Here is a 16,776-nt window from a genome sequence, read left to right on the forward strand (position 1 = left end):
GGGCGGGCCGCTCCGCCGCCGGCCGCAGTCGCTGCGTGCCTGAATACGCCAAAGCTTCTGTTCACGTGAGGGTGATCGCAAGCGTGGATGTCTCGGGCCTTCGACGCCTGTCGGCGCATCATGGGCGCAACCGGGCACGCTGCCCCGACGGAGATCCCGATGATCCGGGTGCATCACCTGAACAACTCGCGCTCGCAGCGCGTGCTGTGGCTGCTGGAAGAACTGGGCCAGCCCTACGAGGTCGTCCGCTACGCGCGCGATCCCAAGACGATGCTGGCGCCGCAGGCCCTGCGCGGCCTGCATCCGCTGGGCAAGTCGCCGGTCGTCGAGCTGGACGGCCGGATGCTGGTCGAATCGGGGGCGATCATCGAGGCCCTGGTCGAGCGCTTCGACCCCGGACACGCGCTGTCGCCGGCGCCGGACGATGAAGACGAGCGTCTGCGCTATCGCCAGTGGCTGCATTACGCCGAAGGCTCGGCGATGCCGCCTCTGCTGTTGACGCTGGTGTTCGCGCGGATCCGCAGCGCGCCGGTGCCGTTCTTTGCCAAGCCCATTGCCCGCGGCATTGCCGACAAGGCAATGCGGGCCTTCGTCGGACCGCAGCTGGCGACCCATCTGGGATACATCGAGGCCGAACTCGGCGCGCATGCCTGGTTCGCCGGCGAACGCTTCACCGCCGCCGACATCCAGATGAGCTTCCCGCTGGAAGCGGCCGTCGCGCGCGCCGGCACGCATGTCGGGCCGCACATCCAGGCGTTCGTCGAACGCATCCACGCGCGGCCGGCCTACCAGCGTGCGCTGGCGACCGGTAGCCCGTTCACCCTCGGCCGATGAGCCTGCATCCGGACACCGCGCTGCCCGAGGTCGGGCTCGCGCACGGCCTGCGATTCGACAACCGCCTCGTACGTGAGCTTCCGGGCGATCTCGAAGCCGGCGCGCGCCGACGCCAGGTCGAAGGCGCGTTGTGGTCGCCGGTGCTGCCCACGCCCGTGGCTGCACCGCGCTTGCTCGCGCACTCGGCGGACATGGCCCAGGCCCTGGGGTTCGACGAGGCCACCGTGGCATCGCCGAAATTCGCATCGGTGTTCGGCGGCAATGCGCTCGTAGCCGGCATGCAGCCCTACGCCGGGAATTACGGCGGGCACCAGTTCGGCCACTGGGCCGGGCAGCTCGGCGACGGTCGCGCGATCACGCTGGGCGAGGGCAGCACTGCCGCCGGCGAGCGCTGGGAACTGCAGCTCAAGGGCGCCGGGCCGACGCCGTACTCGCGCACCGCCGATGGCCGCGCTGTCCTGCGCTCGTCGATCCGCGAATTCGTGTGCAGCGAGGCGATGCAGCATCTCGGCGTGCCCACGACGCGGGCGTTGTCGCTGGTCGCCACCGGCGATGCGGTGGTGCGCGACATGTTTTACGACGGGCATGCCGCGCCGGAGCCTGGCGCAGTCGTCTGCCGCGTGGCGCCATCGTTCATCCGCTTCGGTCATTTTGAACTGCCGTATGCCCGCGGGGATGTCGCGCTGCTGCGGCAGCTGGTCGACTTCACGATCGCGCGCGATTTCCCGCATCTGGGCGGCCAGGGCGAGTCGCTGTACGCCGACTGGTTCGCGGAGGTCTGCACGCGCACGGCGACCATGGTCGCCGGCTGGATGCGCGTCGGCTTCGTGCACGGCGTGATGAACACCGACAACATGTCGATTCTCGGATTGACCATCGACTACGGCCCCTACGGCTGGATCGACGACTACGACCCGGACTGGACGCCCAACACCACGGACGCACAGGGCCGCCGCTACCGCTTCGGCTGGCAGCCGCGGATCGCCCATTGGAACCTCGGCCGTCTGGCGCAGGCGCTATCACCGCTGTTCGGGGATGTCGCGCCGCTGCAGGCCGGTCTCGATGCCTATGCCGCGTCGTACGCCGCGCTCGATCGCGCGAACATTGCCGCGAAGCTGGGGCTGTCGGACGCGGGCGATGCGGATGTCGAACTGATGCAGCGGCTGCACGGGCTGCTGCAGGCCGGCGAGGTCGACATGACGCTGTGGTTCCGCGGGCTCGCCGACCTCGATCCGGCGACGCCGTCGCTGGCACCGATGCGCGATGCGTTCTACGACCCGGCCAAGGGTGACGCGCTGGACGCGGAGTTCGAGGCCTGGCTGCAGGCGTATGCCGCGCGCATCGCGGCCGACGCGCTCGAACCCGGGGCGCGACGCGCGCGCATGCAGGCGGCCGACCCGCGCTACGTGCCGCGCAATTACCTGTTGCAGCAGGTCATCGAAGCGGCCACGCAGGGTGACGTGGCGCCGATCGGTGAATTGTTGGAGGTGCTGCGGCGTCCGTATACCGATCAACCGGGGAACGAGCGGTTTGCGGCGCGCCGGCCGGAGTGGGCGCGTACGAAGGCGGGGTGTTCGATGTTGTCGTGCAGTTCTTGATCTGAGCTGCGCGCAGGCGGGTGTTTGCGTTGCTTCGGCTTCGGCTTTTCAGCTCTGGATCTTGCGAGCCGTTCAGCGAGCCGAGCATCGCAGGGCGGCGGGGTCGGAGAGCAGCCCATGTCTGAGCGTAGCGAGTTTGGGCTGCGTGCCCCGCTGACCGAGAAGCACAGGGGACCGACGCGGCTTCATCGCGTCGGCTCGCGCCCGGCGACGGCGTTTTTGCTTACTTTTGGTAAGACAAGAGTAAGCCGCGCAACAGCGCGGAAGCCCTGTTCCTGCTCCGGCATCTACTTTCTAAATTCGAAACCAATTGCAGGGCTTTCGCCCGCTGCGCGTGCGAGTCCCTTTTTGAAGGACCAAAAAGGAACCAAAAAGTCCTCTCGCCGGGCGCGAGCCGACGCTATGAAGCCGCGTCGGTTCCCTGCGCGCCTCGCCTGACGCGGCACGGCGCCCAAACTCGCTGCGCTCAGACATGGGCGCCTCTTCGGCCGCGTCAGACTGCGGTGCTCGGCTCGCTAAACGGCTCCCAAGTTCAAAGACTGAGCGCCAAAGCCAAAGCCGAAGCCAAAGCCGAAGCCGAAGCCCAAAACCGTGCGAACAACACGGCACACCGCCCGAACTCAGGGATCCCGATACCCCGCCGCCTGCAACTCGAACAGCTCGGCATAACGCCCGCCCTGCGTCATCAGCTCGGCATGCGTGCCACTCGCCTCGATGCGCCCCTGTTCCAGTACGAGAATGCGGTCCGCCATGCGCACGCTCGAGAACCGGTGGGAGATCAGCACAGCGGTGCGCTCCTCAGACAGCTCCTTGAAGCGGCGGAACACTTCGAACTCGCTGCGTGCGTCAAGCGCCGCGGTGGGTTCGTCGAGAATCATCACCTGCGCCTCGCGCATGTAGGCGCGGGCGATGGCGATCTTCTGCCACTGGCCGCCGGACAGATCGACACCGGTCTTGAAGCGCCGGCCGATCAGCTGGTCGTAGCCACCGGGCAGGCCGGCGATGAGTTCGTCGGCCATCGAGCGGCGCGCGGCGTCCTGGATGCGCGCGTCGTCGCCCATCGCCTCGATGCGACCGACGCCGATGTTCTCGCCGGCGGTCAGGTGATAGCGCACGAAGTCCTGGAAGATCACGCCGGTGTTCGCGCGCAACGCGTCGAGGTCGTAGTCGCGAAGATCGCGGCCGTCGAGCAGGATCCGGCCCTCGTCGGGGTCGTAAAGACGCGCCAGCAGTTTGACCAGCGTGGTCTTGCCCGCGCCGTTCTCGCCGACGAGCGCCAGCACCTCACCCGCCTGCAGGGTGAAATCGAGATGCCGCACCGCCCAGCGTGTCGCTCCGGGATAACGGAACCCCACGTTCTCGAACACGAAGCCTGCGCGGATCGGCTGCGGGAACGGCACCGGATCGGCCGGGGAAATGATCTCGGGTTCGATCGCGAAGAACGAGAACAGGTCGTCGAGATACAGCGCTTGCCCGGCGACCTGCGAGAAGCCGACCAGCAGGCTTTCCAGCAACTGGCGCAGGCGGCGGAAACTGCCGGCGAGGAAGGTCAGATCGCCGATCGTGAAATCGCCGCGCACCGTGCGCCAGGCGATATAGGCGTACGCGACGTAGTAGCCCAGCGTGCCGAGCGCGGCCAGCAGCGTGCCCCAGATCGCGCGCCGCCGTGCCAGCGAGCGATTGGCCAGGAAGAAGCCGTCGGCGAGCGTGCGGTAGCGGTCGATCAGGAACCGGTGCAGGCCGAAGATCTTGACCTCTTTCGCGGTCTCCAGACTGGCGCCGGTCTGGCGCACGTATTCGAGTTGGCGGCGCTCGGGCGTCCACTGGAAATTGAGCGTGTAGCCGAGCGCGTTGAAGTGCGATTCGCCGATGAAGGCCGGGATCAGTGCGATCGCCAGCAGCAGGATCAGCCACGGCGCGTAGACCATCAGGCCGATCGCGAAACTCACCACGGTGATCGCGTCCTGCACCTGGCCGAACAGCTGGCCCATCAGGTTCATGCGGCCCATCGTCTGCCGGCGCGCGCGGTCGAGCTTGTCCTGCAGCTCGGGATCTTCGAAGTCCTCGAGATCGAGCGTCGCCGCATGCTCCATCAGACGCACGCTGGTCGCGTTGGTGAACAGCTCCGACAGCAGATTGTCGGCGTAGCTGACCATGCGGCCGAGCAGATCGGAGCCGATCGCCAGGGCGAACTCCAGCGCGAGCAGCCACGCCAGATGATCCAGCGCGCCGCCGTGCCAGGCGGTGGCGAGATCGTCGAAGGCGACACCCGCGCCGACGAGGCGGATCGCCTCGTCGATGATCAGCTTGCCGATGTAGAGCATCACCACCGGCAGGAACGCGCGGATCAGGCGCAGACCCAGGCTGGTCAGCGTCAGGCCGGGGCTGGTCTGCCAGATCAGTTTCAGGAACGGCCGCAGATTGCGCATCGCATCGAAGCGTTCGCGCAGGCTCGGGCGTTGCGCGCTGGCGGCGGCGCGCTTGGGGGTGGGTGTCGACATGGGCGATATCGTATGCGTGCGCGGGGCAGGCCGCTGCGACGGTCAGCGCATCGCGTCTGGTGGCTCGCCGTCGCCACCGGACTGCAGCGCCACCGGCAGTTGCCAGCCGAAGCGCAGCGCCGCCATCCGCAGGCCGAAACACAGCAGCGCGCCGGCGATCGCGCAGGGCGCGGGTGGCCAGTGCAGCCAGTGTCCGACGGCGACCACGGCCGCGCCGGCCAGCGCCGCCACCGCATAGAGCTCGGCGCGCAGCACCAGCGGCACCTGCGCCATCAGCACGTCGCGGGCGATGCCGCCGCCGATGCCGGTCAACATGCCGAGCGCGGCGGCCATCGGCGGGGCGATGCCGAAATCGAGCGCCTTCTGCGTCCCGACGACGGCGAACAGCGCCAGGCCCATCGCATCGAACATCCGCACCGGCTGCTGCAGCCGCTCGATCAGCGGTGCCCAGACGAAGGTGATCAGGCCGGCGGCGAGCGTGATCGCCGGATAGCGCCAATCGCTGAGCGCGGCGACCGGCGTCGCACCGATCAGTACGTCGCGGGTCATGCCGCCGGCGGTGGCCGCGGCGAAGGCCAGCACCAGCACGCCGAACAGATCCAGCCGGCGGCGCACGCCGAGCATCGCGCCACTGAGCGCGAAGACGAAGGTGCCGACCAGATCCAGCACGAGTACGAGGGTATCCATGCGCCTAGTGTGCGCGGCGCGCGCCGGGCCTGCAGCCCCGGACGGGGCCGCGGGCGGGCCGATGGCCTAGAATGGACGGGTTTTCCGCCAGCCTTCGAGCCAGCCGTGACCGCCAGCCATTCCGCATCCCCGGTGTCGTCGACACCCGTGTCGATCCGCCAGGACGACTTCATCCAGTCCGTCGCCGATGCCCTGCAGTACATCAGCTACTACCACCCGGTCGACTACATCAAGAACCTCGCTGCTGCTTACGAGCGAGAGGCCTCGCCGGCCGCGAAGGACGCGATCGCGCAGATCCTGATCAATTCGCGCATGTGCGCCGAAGGCCACCGGCCGATCTGCCAGGACACCGGCATCGTCACCGTGTTTCTCGAAGTGGGTATGTCGGTGCGCTGGGACGACGCGACGATGGGCGTCGAGGACATGGTCCACGAAGGCGTGCGCCGCGCGTACAACCATCCGGACAACAAGCTGCGCGCCTCGGTGCTGGCCGATCCCGCCGGCAAGCGCTTCAACACCAAGGACAACACGCCGGGCGTGGTCAACGTCAAGATCGTGCCGGGCAACACCGTCGATGTGATCGTCGCGGCCAAGGGCGGCGGATCGGAAGCGAAGTCGAAGTTCGCGATGCTCAATCCGTCCGATTCGATCGTCGACTGGGTGCTCAAGACCGTGCCGACGATGGGCGCCGGCTGGTGCCCGCCCGGCATGCTCGGCATCGGCATCGGCGGCACCGCCGAGAAGGCGATGCTGCTGGCCAAGGAAGCGCTGATGGAGCCGATCGACATCGTCGAGCTGCAGGCCCGCGGCGCGTCGAACCGCGCCGAAGAACTGCGTCTGGAGCTCTACGACAAGGTCAACGCGCTCGGCATCGGCGCGCAGGGCCTGGGCGGCCTGACGACCGTGCTCGACATCAAGGTCAAGGATTTCCCCACGCACGCAGCCAACCTGCCGGTGGCGTTGATCCCGAACTGCGCGGCCACGCGCCATGCGCACTTCACCCTCGACGGCAGCGGCCCGGTGATGCTCGATCCGCCGTCGCTGGCCGACTGGCCGGAGCTGACCTACAACCCGACCGGCGCGCGCCGCGTCGATCTCGACACGATCACCCCGGAAGAGGTCACGACCTTCAAGCCGGGCGAGGTGCTGCTGCTGAGTGGCAAACTGCTGACCGGTCGCGACGCCGCGCACAAGCGCATGGTCGAAATGCTCAACCGCGGCGAGACGCTGCCGGTCGATCTCAAGGGGCGCTTCATCTATTACGTCGGCCCGGTCGATCCGGTGCGCGACGAAGTCGTCGGCCCCGCGGGCCCGACCACCGCGACGCGCATGGACAAGTTCACCGACCAGATCCTCGAACAGACCGGTCTGCTGGGCATGGTCGGCAAGGCCGAGCGTGGCCCGACCGCGATCGAGGCGATCAAGAAGCACCAGTCGGTGTATCTGATGGCGGTCGGCGGTTCGGCGTATCTGGTGTCGAAGGCGATCAAGGCCGCCAAGGTGCTCGCGTTCGAGGACCTCGGCATGGAAGCGATCTACGAGTTCGAAGTGCAGGACATGCCGGTGACCGTCGCCGTCGATTCGGCCGGCACTTCGGTGCACGAGACCGGTCCAAAAGAGTGGAAGGCACGCATCGGCGGCATTCCGGTGGTCGAGATCGCATGATCCGCGCGCACCGCCGGCCCTGTGGCCGGCGGTACATTCCAGTTCCAGACCGGAGATCGTCATGTCCGTCGTGCTCTACGGTGCTCCGAGCACCGCGTCGCTGGTGGTCCACTGGCTGCTGATCGATCTGGAGATCGAACACGCACTGCATCAGCTGGATTTTTCGGTGCAGGCGCAGAAGTCCGCCGCCTACCTGGCACTCAATCCCGCCGGCCGTGTGCCGACCCTGGTGATCGACGGTCAGGTGCTGACCGAATCGGCCGCGATCGCGATGCATCTCGCCGATCTGTACCCGGAAGCTGGCCTTGCGCCGCCGCCCGGCGCGCCCGCGCGGGGCGATTACTACCGCTGGATGTGCATCTGCGTGTACACGCTGATGCCGGCCTACCGGGCCTGGTTCTATCCGCACGAACCCGCCGGCGAGGCACACGCGGACGCGGTCATGGACCGTGCGCGCATCCAGATCGAGGCCGCCTGGCAGCAGGTCGCCAACCATCTCGATGCGCAGGGACCGTACCTGCTCGGTGATGCGGTGTCGGCGGCCGATTTCGTGCTGACGATGTTGATGCGCTGGTCGCGCGCGATGCCGCGCCCCAGCGACGCGTGGCCAGCGCTCGCCGCGCACGCGCGCCGGATGAAGGCGCGTCCCTCGTTCGCCGAGGTCTACCGGCGCGAAGGTCTCACCGACTGGACCTGACGCGCCGCGGCCCGGCCGCGACGCGTCGACGGCTCAGAACCAGTCGAGCAGCGAGATGCCCAGGCCGACGTAGGTCGCCTTGTGGTTGTAGTCGATCAGGCTTTCGCCGTAGCCGTTGAACACCTGCAGGTGTCCACGGAAATTGCGGTGGATCGGGAAGCCCCAGTCGAACTGCAGCGCGCCCCGCGACCGTTCGCCGCTGCGCAGCGTGTGCCGGCCCATCAGCGTATACACGTGCCCGCCGCGCACATGGGTCAGGGTCATGTCGCCACGGCCCATGTAGTCCTCGATATCCGGATTGTCGTCCTCGTTGCCGTCGGAGATGCGCACCCACGGGCGCACGACCAGCGCCCAGTCCTCGCGGTCGAAGCCGAAATTGAACATCACCCGGTTCCAGCTGCGCGACAGCGGATCGCCGCGGCCGTTGGACTGGTGGTTGACGCCGATCGCCGCCATGCGGCCATGCCAGCCGCCGGGCAGGCTGTAGCCGTTGCGGAACACCATCAGCACTTCGGGTTCGTAGTTGGTCTCGCGGAACGGCCGCGATTCGTCGGTGTTGTAGACCTGCCACCGCGAGCTCTGGGTGTAGCCCATCCAGATGTCGCCGTTGGTCCCGAACAGGTTCTCCACCGCCTTGGTCTTGAAGCTCAGCTGGAACTTCGCTTCCAGGCTGTCGAGCGACTGCGGCGTGGTCACCGTGTTCTCGGGATTGGGCGACGACGGCATGTTGTTGACGTCCGAACTCCAGAACGCCGGCAACAGATAGACCGGCTTGTACGCGCGCAGGTTGAAGATGCCGAGCTTCGAGTCCTTGGCCAGCTCCCATCGGCCGTCGAGCAGCGAGCCCTGGCCCACGTTGGCGATCGCATCGTTGAGATGCTGCTGGCCGTCGTGCGCGTAGAGGACTTCGCGCCCGGTCGTCGGGGCCGCCATCGCATCCGCGCGGGCGGCAGGGTCCCGGCGCAGTTCGCGTGCGACCGCGGCTTCGGTATCGGCCTGCTGCGGCGTGCGCGCGGCGCGCCCGGTCATCTCGTCGAAGCACGCCAGGCGCTGGGCGTCCTGCTCGAGTGCGGCGCAGGCCTCGAGGCTTGCGGGTGCGGTCGGCGCGCTGCTCGGGACGGCGGGTTCCTGGGCATGCGCGAACGGGAGCGCTGCGGCTAGGGCGGCAGGAAGCAGGTGGGCGGGTCGCATGGTCAGGGGGCTTCCTTGGGTGTCAAAAGGTTGTGGTCGTCGGTGACCTGGGCCTCGGCGACCTGGCGGTCGATATCCCGGTTGACCGAGGTGTCGACGCCGATGCTGGTGGCAGGTTCGTGGTCGGCCGGTGAGGATGCGTCGGCCGGTGTCTCGTCGCGGCTCAGCACGACATGCGTGGTGCTCTTCGGCCCCTGGATGCCGGCGCGCCAGAAGGCGCCCTTGACCAGGCGGATCGCCTCACTGCGGGTCTTGCCCAGATCGCTGTGGCGCTGGTCGACCCAGCCGAAGAAGCGCAGCACGATGCCGGACGCCCCGAACTCGACGACCGTCCAAGACGGTCCCGGATCGGTGAGCACGCCTTCGATCTTGGCGATCTCTTCCATCGCCAGCGCATGCGCCCGGCGGATCGAGTGGCTGCCGTCGATGCTCAGAGTGAAATCGAAGCGACGTTTCGGGTTGCTGGTGTAGTTGAGGATCACCGCTTTGAACACCAGTGCATTGGGCAGGCGGAGTTCGTTGCCCTCCAGCGTGACCAGGGTCATCGCGCGCGCGCTCAGCGTCGCGACGCGACCCTCGTAGCTGTCGATCTTGACCATCTCGCCGGGCTCGAACGGGCGGCGCAGGCTCAGCAGCACGCCGGCGATGTAGTTCTCGGCGATGTCCTTGAAGGCGAAGCCCAGCGCCAGGCCGAGCACGCCGGCCGAGCCCAGCATCGCGCCGACCAGGGCGGTGGCATTGAGCAGGTCCAGTGCGACGAGAATGCCGATCAGCAGGATCACCGCCCGCACCGCGCGGCGGATCAGGCCGTCGAGATAGGGATTGCGCGTGCGCAGGCGCAACCAGTGCAGGCGCCTCGACACCAGGCCGCCGAGCCACGAAGCCACGACGACAATGAGCATTGCAGCGAGCAGCAACGGCAGGCTGGCCACCAGGCGAAGGATGCGCGCCTCGGCCTCCTCATAGACGGCGTCGAACCGGCCGCGGACATCGACGTTCTCCAGCGGCGCCGCTTCAGCGCTTGGCGCAGCGGGCGACGCAGCCGGTTCGCTGACAGGCGCAGCGGCCGGCGCAGCAGCAGGCGCCGCCATCGTCGATGCCGGAAACGCGACCAGCGCCAGGCATGCCAGCAGAACGGTCGAAAACAATGCGGAGCGCCAGCCGGCAGGCGGCAGGGCGTGGGGCGGCGGAACGGCAACAGGATCGGTCATGCACGCATTGTCGCGTCAAAACCACCAGGCCAGCGCAAAGATGCCGAGCATCAGCACCGCAAGTGCCAGTTTCAGTGCGACACCCAGCGCGATGCCTACCCAGGTTCCGACACCGACACGCGTCGCCTGTCCCAGACCGGCGGGTCGCAGGTCGCGCCGGCTGATCAGTTCGCCGACCACCGCACCCACGAACGGCCCGGCGAACAGGCCAGGCAGCCCGAAGAACAGACCGACGAAGGTGCCGACCACCGCGCCGACGAGGGCGAGTCGACTCGCGCCCACGCGTTGCGCGCCGACCGCCGTCGCCCAGAAATCGACGACGAACGAGACCGCGGTCAACACACCAAGCGCGACCAAGGACCACGTGCCGATACGTTCGAACCCATCGGCCCATGCGGCGAGCAGCATGCCGGCGAACACCAGCGGAAGTCCGGGCAGCGCGGGCAGGACGACACCCGCCAGTCCGACCAAGACGAGCAGTGCCGCGAGGACATGGAACAGGGCGGTCAACTCCACGCAGGACCTCCTTGAGCGCGGTGTCGAGGCTGGTTTTCAGCGGGGCTGGAACTCGATTGCATTTTCATAAATGCCGGGGTACTTTGCAGGCGCTGTGTTTGTCAAGGTCACCGTGAACCGTGACCCTGCACCAAGTAGATTCGTGTTGGCTCGTCCTACCGGTCCGCTGCATCGTCGCACCGTGTTCTCCTTGCAACCAGCCGCCTAGACAGGTGTTCCATCGATCAACTATCGAATCGTTCCAGGGAGAGAGAGCAACATGGCAGATCGTGAGACCGGTATCGTCAAGTGGTTCAATGACGCCAAGGGCTTCGGCTTCATCAGCCGCGAGAGTGGTGAAGACGTATTCGTGCATTTCCGCGCCATCCAGGGCACGGGCTTCAAGAGCCTGCAGGAAGGCCAGCAGGTGACGTTCGAAGTGGTCCAGGGCCAGAAGGGCCTGCAGGCCGACGCAGTGACGCCGGTCTGACGCCGGCACGATCGCGCCCATGAAAAACCCGGCCTCGCGGCCGGGTTTTTTTTTGGCTGCAGTTCGCCCGCTCAGTATACGTAGGCGCGGCCGTTCTGCACCCGCACGTACGCACCTTCCTGGATGCCGCCCAGATCGCTCTGGGTCACCACCGTGGTGCGACCGTCCTGCATGCGGACGTGCACGTTGTACTGGCCGCTGCCTTCGACCCGGTTCTGGATCGCATTGCCGGCGACCGCGCCGCCGACTGCGCCTGCACCGATCGCGACATTGCGACGTCCCGAGCTGTCGGTGTTGCGGCGCGCAAGTTCCTTCGCAGCCACCGCGCCGACCACGCCGCCGATCAGCGGGCCTGCAATATTCGGATTCTGGTTGCCGCCCAGCGATTCGATGCGGGTCACGGTGCCGCAGTCGTAGCAGTTCGCGGGACGGGAATTGTTGTAGCCACCGCTATTGCCATAGCCGGAGGAATATCCCGGCGACGTGGCACACCCTGCCAGGGCGAGCGACGCGGCGACGACGACGGTTCCGATCAGACGTTGATTCATGGGGTGATCCTCCGGGGCGGGTCTTGGATGTAGGCGCACGATGTGCGCCCGACACGGCGAACCTATGCACTTCTGTGTGAATGGCGCAGCAATTTCTCTTCGACACGGTGCCAGTGCACGCAATCGTGCAGCCCGGATTCACCCTGCGTGGCGTGTGTGCGTCATCGCGGCCGCATCAGCGGCGGATGTCGCGATGGCAGGCGCGACAGTCGTCCTGGATCGCACGCATGGTTGAGGTGAGTCCGGCGCAGGTGGCCGGTACGTTGGCCACCGCGGTATCAAGCGTCTGCCTGAGCGCATCGGCGTGCGCGGCGAATCCGCGGTGGTCGCGCCAGTCCGGGAAGGCCGGTTCGAGATCCTGCGACACGGCGTGCAGTGCGCGCAGGTGCGGCAGGCTGGTGTCCGGCGTGCATTGCTGCATCGTGATCGCATGTTCGAGCTGGGCCATGTGCGCGTCGGCCAGATGCATGACCGCAAGCGGATAACGGTCCTGCCAGGTGCGGCGGCTGTCGACGGCGCGCAGGATCACCAGCAGCGCGAACAGGCCGACCACCAGCCCCAGTACGAAGATCACGGCGTAACGTGCGCCGGACGTGGCCGGCGTTGCGGGGCGCGGAGGATCGGGCAGGGACATGGCGGCACTCGGGACTGCATCGACGCGGCGCGAACTTAGCATGCGGCCTGCGCGCGCCCGCTAGAATTGACGCATGGACGAGGCCGCACGCGCACGCTTTTCGGGAATCGAACGTCTCTACGGGCGGGGCAGCGTTGCGCGCCTGCTCGGCAGGCATGTGGCCGTAGTCGGCCTGGGCGGTGTCGGCTCGTGGGTGGCCGAGGCTCTGGCGCGTACGGGCGTCGGCGCCCTGACGCTGATCGATGCAGACGACATCTGCGTGTCGAATACGAATCGACAGCTGCCCGCGATCGAAGGGCAGTACGGACGCAACAAGGCTCAGGCGATGGCCGAGCGCTGCAGGGCGATCAACCCGTCGATGACCGTGCACGCGTGCGAGGCGTTTGTCACCCCGTCGAATCTGGAAGAGATGCTGGGCGGCGGTTACGACCTGGTCGTGGATGCCTGCGACAGTTTTCGCAGCAAGGTCGAACTCATCGCCTGGTGTCGGCGTCGCAAGCTGCCGGTGATCACGGTGGGCGCGGCGGGCGGGCGGATCGACACGACGCTGGTGCGGGTCCGCGACCTGTCGCGCACCGAGCACGATGCGATGCTCGCACTGATCCGCAAGAAGCTGCGCAGCGAGTTCAATTTCCCGAAAGGTCCCAAGCGCTACTTTGGCGTGCCGGCGATCTATTCGCTGGAGAACGTGCGCTATCCGCAGGCCGACGGCAGCGTCTGCGGCATCCGCCCGCAGCTGGGGCCGGACGCGGCATTGAATCTGGATTGCGGCGGCGGCCTGGGCGCGGCCACGCACATCACCGGTGCATTCGCGTTCGCGGCCGTGGGCAAGGCGATCGAGATGCTGCTGAAGCCGGTGCCCGAAGCCGCCTGATCCGAAGTCACGACTCCAGCACGCGCTGCTGCAGCCAAGATGTGGACAGGCCGAACAGGCGTGCGGCGTTGCGTGCGGTCTGCTCGGCCAGCGCGTCCACGTCCTCACCGCGCAAGCCTGCGACGGCATCGCGTACCTGCAGCAGGTGCGCCGGCTCGTTGCGCTGACCGCGATGCGTGCTGCCCGGCTGGTCGGGCGCATCGGTCTCGATCAGCAACTGCTCGGTAGGCAGGTCCGCGACGACGCGATGCAGGCGCCGGGCGCGCTCATACGTCACCGGCCCACCGATGCCGACATGGATGCCCAGTTGCCACAGCCGCTGCGCCTGCTCGGCGCTGCCACTGAAGCTGTGCACGACGCCCCGGATGCCGTCGAAGCGGCGCAGGGTCGCGATCACGGCATCGACGGCGCGTCGTGCGTGCACGATCACCGGCAGATCGTGGGCGCGGGCCAGGCGCAACTGACCTTCGAAATAGAACGCCTGGCGCACCGGGTCCAGCCCGTCGACGAAATAGTCGAGGCCACATTCGCCGATCGCGACGATATGCCGGTTGCGGATCGTGTCCGCCAGCCTGTCCAGATCTTCAGGCTCGTGATCTGCCAGAAACATGGGGTGCAGGCCATACGTCGCATGCAAGCCGGGATGCGCTGCGCAAATGTTGCCGAGCTTCGACCAGCCAGCGCGGTGTGTCGCAGGAATCACCTGCTGGACGACACCTGCATCGCGAGCGCGCGCCAGGACGGCGTCGCGGTCGATGTCGAATTCGGGCGCGTCGATATGGCAGTGACTGTCGATCAGCCGCCCGCGTAAAGACGACTCCGCCGCACCCGCCTGCGACCCCGTGGTGTCAGAACCGCCGCGTGTCGCCATCGATCGGCGCGCGGCGCGAATCTGCGGTATCGGACTTCGGCGCGCGTTTGCGCTTGGCGAGCATCATCGTCGCCAGGCCCAGCAGGATCTCGTCCACCAGGATGATCGGGTCGGGAATCAACAGGTTGATGCCGAACAGTGTGGCCATCACCAGGAACATGCGCGGATAGCTCAGCCGCGACAGCCAGGCGATCAACGGGGCAGACAGGAGACGGGCCATGGGAGCCTCGACCGGATGCGATGCGGAACCCTAGCATGCGGGTCCCGAACGACGCATAGCGTCAAATTGTTTAACAAAACGTCAGTTTTTCGGGTCGATTGCCGGGCTGTATTCAGGTTCGGAGTGCTGCAATCGCTTCGAACGCAACGGGCCGTCCAGGCCACAAGGAGACCCCGATGAAAGGCAACACTCTCGCAATCGCATTGGCATCGCTTCTGGTGGGTGGCGTGGCAGTCGGGGCGTACCACAACAGCCGCGACGCGGCGCCGCGCACCGATGTGGTGACCACCGAAGCCGGCACGACCGTCGACGCAGCCACGGGTGAAGTCATCGACCAGCCGTCGGACGCCCTCGAATACGCCGACGTGCTGGCAGTGCAGCCGGTGACGGAAGCCGGCCAGGTCTACGCGACGGTACTCGGCACGGATCCGGTGCGCGAAACCATGACCAGCACCTCGCCCCGCGAGGTCTGCGAGGACGTCGTGGTGCAGGAACGTCTGCCCGAACGTGATGGCAACGTCGGCGGTACGGTTGCCGGTGCGCTGATCGGTGGACTGGTCGGCAACCAGGTCGGCGGCGGCAACGGGCGCAAGGTCGCGACGGTGGCAGGCGCGGCGACGGGTGGCTATATCGGCAATCGCGTCGACCGGAACCATGTCGGTGGTCGCGTCGTGGAGCGGGTCGACCGCCAGTGCCGCACCGTGCAGGACTCGTCGCAGTCCTCGCGCGTGGTTGCCTACAACGTGACCTATCGCAACCCGGACGGCACCACCGGTTCGATGCGCACCGACAGCAAGCCGGGCAACCGCATCCTGCTCGGCGACGAACAGAAGACCGTGGGCTACGACGTCACCTATCGCTATGACGGCACGGAGCGCACGATCCGCATGCAGGAAGAGCCGGGCGATCGCCTGCCGGTAGTCAACGGCCGCATCATGACCGCGGCGCTGGAGACCGCGCCCGATCGCGGGTGAGCAGCTGACACGCGGTGATCAAACGAACGGGTCGGCAGTTGCCGGCCCGTTTTTTGTTGCACTGCTCCACGGGCGATCGGGCGCGCTGGCTAGAATGGATCGTCATCCACGATGAAACCGCCATGGCCCTGCATCCCTACGATCTCTATGACGTGCGCTCGTTGCTCAGTGACGAGGAGCGCGCAGTGCAGGACGCAGTCGCGCGTTTCACCGACGAGCGCGTGCTGCCGATCATCGGCGACTGCTTCGACCAGGCGCGCTTCCCGAACGAACTGGTCCCCGAGATGGCCGGCCTCGGCCTGCTCGGTGCGACACTGCCGGAGGCATACGGCTGCGCCGGGCTCAACTCGGTCAGCTACGGCCTCATCTGCCAGGAGCTCGAACGCGGCGACTCCGGGCTGCGCAGCTTCGCCAGCGTGCAGTCCTCGCTGTGCATGTATCCGATCTTCGCCTACGGCAGCGAGGAACAGCGCCAGCGCTGGCTGCCGGACATGGCCAAGGGCGAGGTCATCGGCTGCTTCGGGTTGACCGAAGCGCACGGTGGCTCGGACCCGGCGAACATGAAGACCCACGCGAAACGCGACGGCGACGACTGGGTGCTCAACGGCTCCAAGATGTGGATCACCAACGGCAATCTGGCCCACGTCGCGATCGTCTGGGCGCAGACCGAAGACGGCATCCAGGGGTTCCTCGTCGAGCGGGATTTCGCCGGGTTCACCGCGCAGGAGATCAAGCACAAGATGAGCCTGCGCGCGTCGGTGACCAGCGCGTTGTACTTCGATGGCGTGCGCGTGCCGGAGGCCAATCGCCTGCCGAACGTCAAGGGACTCAAGGGTCCGCTGGGCTGTCTGACGCAGGCGCGCTACGGCATCACCTGGGGACCGATCGGTGCAGCGATCGCCTGCCTCGACGAGGCATTGAATTACTCCAAGGAACGCATCCTGTTCGAGCGCCCGGTCGCGGCGACGCAGAGTGCGCAGATCAAGATGGCCGACTGGGCGCGCCGCATCACCAGCGCGCAGCTGCTGTCCCTGCAGCTCGGTCGCCTGAAAGATGCCGGCAACATGCAACCCACGCAGGTGTCGCTGGCGAAGTGGAACAACTGTCGCATGGCGATCGACATTGCACGCGAGGCGCGCGACCTGCTCGGCGGCGCCGGCATCACCACCGAGCACAGCCCGATCCGGCACGCGCTCAATCTCGAATCGGTGATCACCTACGAGGGCACCGAGACCGTGCACCAGCTGGTGGTCGGGCGCGAGCTGACCGGCATCAACGCGTTCTGA

17 protein-coding genes are annotated in these 16,776 nt (G+C 67.2%); 8 read left to right on the forward strand and 9 right to left on the reverse strand.

Annotated elements, in window-relative coordinates; genetic code table 11:
- Positions 1-159: 159 nt before the first annotated feature.
- Both AC3A5K_RS01570 and AC3A5K_RS01575 read left to right on the forward strand, forming a co-directional pair.
- Positions 160-834, forward strand: a complete 675-nt coding sequence (locus AC3A5K_RS01570; RefSeq protein ID WP_487615757.1) for a glutathione S-transferase — start codon at positions 160-162, stop codon at positions 832-834.
- Positions 831-2,432 carry a protein adenylyltransferase SelO gene (locus AC3A5K_RS01575; RefSeq protein ID WP_487615758.1) on the forward strand — a complete coding sequence of 534 codons (1,602 nt, stop codon included), beginning with the start codon at positions 831-833 and terminating at the stop codon, positions 2,430-2,432. Before AC3A5K_RS01570 ends, AC3A5K_RS01575 begins: the two co-directional genes overlap by 4 nt.
- 620 nt (positions 2,433-3,052) lie before the next feature.
- Here AC3A5K_RS01575 and AC3A5K_RS01580 read toward each other — a convergent pair.
- Together AC3A5K_RS01580 and AC3A5K_RS01585 are read right to left on the reverse strand one after the other, a co-directional pair.
- Positions 3,053-4,933, reverse strand: coding sequence for an ABC transporter ATP-binding protein (locus AC3A5K_RS01580; protein WP_487615759.1), 1,881 nt, complete (start codon positions 4,931-4,933; stop codon positions 3,053-3,055).
- A 42-nt stretch (positions 4,934-4,975) separates the two neighbouring features.
- A complete protein-coding gene (locus tag AC3A5K_RS01585; RefSeq protein WP_487615760.1) occupies positions 4,976-5,620 on the reverse strand; it encodes a trimeric intracellular cation channel family protein in 645 nt (214 codons plus the stop codon).
- A 147-nt stretch (positions 5,621-5,767) separates the two neighbouring features.
- On the opposite strand from AC3A5K_RS01585, the gene AC3A5K_RS01590 reads away from it, so the two are divergent.
- Both AC3A5K_RS01590 and AC3A5K_RS01595 read left to right on the forward strand, forming a co-directional pair.
- Positions 5,768-7,285 carry a fumarate hydratase gene (locus AC3A5K_RS01590; protein ID WP_487616291.1) on the forward strand — a complete coding sequence of 506 codons (1,518 nt, stop codon included), beginning with the start codon at positions 5,768-5,770 and terminating at the stop codon, positions 7,283-7,285.
- A 61-nt stretch (positions 7,286-7,346) separates the two neighbouring features.
- Positions 7,347-7,982, forward strand: a complete 636-nt coding sequence (locus tag AC3A5K_RS01595) for a glutathione S-transferase family protein (protein ID WP_487615761.1) — start codon at positions 7,347-7,349, stop codon at positions 7,980-7,982.
- Positions 7,983-8,015: 33 nt separating this feature from the next.
- On the opposite strand, the gene AC3A5K_RS01600 is transcribed toward AC3A5K_RS01595, so the two are convergent.
- The 3 genes from AC3A5K_RS01600 to AC3A5K_RS01610 are packed head-to-tail and all read right to left on the reverse strand — an operon-like array spanning position 8,016 to position 10,900.
- Positions 8,016-9,173 carry a phospholipase A gene (locus tag AC3A5K_RS01600; RefSeq protein WP_487615762.1) on the reverse strand — a complete coding sequence of 386 codons (1,158 nt, stop codon included), beginning with the start codon at positions 9,171-9,173 and terminating at the stop codon, positions 8,016-8,018.
- A 2-nt stretch (positions 9,174-9,175) separates the two neighbouring features.
- Entirely contained in the window at positions 9,176-10,384 is a 1,209-nt protein-coding gene (locus AC3A5K_RS01605) for a mechanosensitive ion channel family protein (RefSeq protein WP_487615763.1), read from the reverse strand.
- Positions 10,385-10,399: 15 nt separating this feature from the next.
- Positions 10,400-10,900 (reverse strand): DUF456 domain-containing protein, encoded by a 501-nt coding sequence (locus tag AC3A5K_RS01610; protein WP_487615764.1) that lies wholly within the window; start codon positions 10,898-10,900, stop codon positions 10,400-10,402.
- A gap of 259 nt (positions 10,901-11,159) precedes the next feature.
- On the opposite strand from AC3A5K_RS01610, the gene AC3A5K_RS01615 reads away from it, so the two are divergent.
- Positions 11,160-11,369: a cold-shock protein gene (locus AC3A5K_RS01615; protein ID WP_487615765.1), complete on the forward strand. Its 210-nt coding sequence runs from the start codon at positions 11,160-11,162 to the stop codon at positions 11,367-11,369.
- Positions 11,370-11,440: 71 nt separating this feature from the next.
- Here AC3A5K_RS01615 and AC3A5K_RS01620 read toward each other — a convergent pair whose 3' ends face one another.
- Both AC3A5K_RS01620 and AC3A5K_RS01625 read right to left on the reverse strand, forming a co-directional pair.
- Positions 11,441-11,917, reverse strand: coding sequence for a glycine zipper 2TM domain-containing protein (locus AC3A5K_RS01620; protein WP_487615766.1), 477 nt, complete (start codon positions 11,915-11,917; stop codon positions 11,441-11,443).
- 175 nt (positions 11,918-12,092) lie between these two features.
- A complete protein-coding gene (locus tag AC3A5K_RS01625) occupies positions 12,093-12,551 on the reverse strand; it encodes a hypothetical protein (RefSeq protein WP_487615767.1) in 459 nt (152 codons plus the stop codon).
- A gap of 73 nt (positions 12,552-12,624) precedes the next feature.
- On the opposite strand from AC3A5K_RS01625, the gene AC3A5K_RS01630 reads away from it, so the two are divergent.
- The gene (locus AC3A5K_RS01630) at positions 12,625-13,425 is read left to right on the forward strand and encodes a tRNA threonylcarbamoyladenosine dehydratase (RefSeq protein ID WP_487615768.1); all 801 of its coding nucleotides are present in this window, start codon (positions 12,625-12,627) and stop codon (positions 13,423-13,425) included.
- 7 nt (positions 13,426-13,432) lie between these two features.
- Here the strand turns inward: AC3A5K_RS01630 and AC3A5K_RS01635 are convergent, their stop codons facing one another.
- Positions 13,433-14,224 carry a TatD family hydrolase gene (locus AC3A5K_RS01635; protein WP_487616292.1) on the reverse strand — a complete coding sequence of 264 codons (792 nt, stop codon included), beginning with the start codon at positions 14,222-14,224 and terminating at the stop codon, positions 13,433-13,435.
- A 49-nt stretch (positions 14,225-14,273) separates the two neighbouring features.
- The gene (locus AC3A5K_RS01640) at positions 14,274-14,516 is read right to left on the reverse strand and encodes a DUF6116 family protein (protein WP_487615769.1); all 243 of its coding nucleotides are present in this window, start codon (positions 14,514-14,516) and stop codon (positions 14,274-14,276) included.
- 176 nt (positions 14,517-14,692) lie between these two features.
- Between AC3A5K_RS01640 and AC3A5K_RS01645 the strand changes: the two genes are divergently transcribed.
- Both AC3A5K_RS01645 and AC3A5K_RS01650 read left to right on the forward strand, forming a co-directional pair.
- Positions 14,693-15,490: a glycine zipper 2TM domain-containing protein gene (locus AC3A5K_RS01645; RefSeq protein ID WP_487615770.1), complete on the forward strand. Its 798-nt coding sequence runs from the start codon at positions 14,693-14,695 to the stop codon at positions 15,488-15,490.
- A 122-nt stretch (positions 15,491-15,612) separates the two neighbouring features.
- Positions 15,613-16,776: an acyl-CoA dehydrogenase family protein gene (locus AC3A5K_RS01650; RefSeq protein WP_487615771.1), complete on the forward strand. Its 1,164-nt coding sequence runs from the start codon at positions 15,613-15,615 to the stop codon at positions 16,774-16,776.

Source organism: Luteimonas sp. Soil_C_5, from assembly GCF_057656615.1.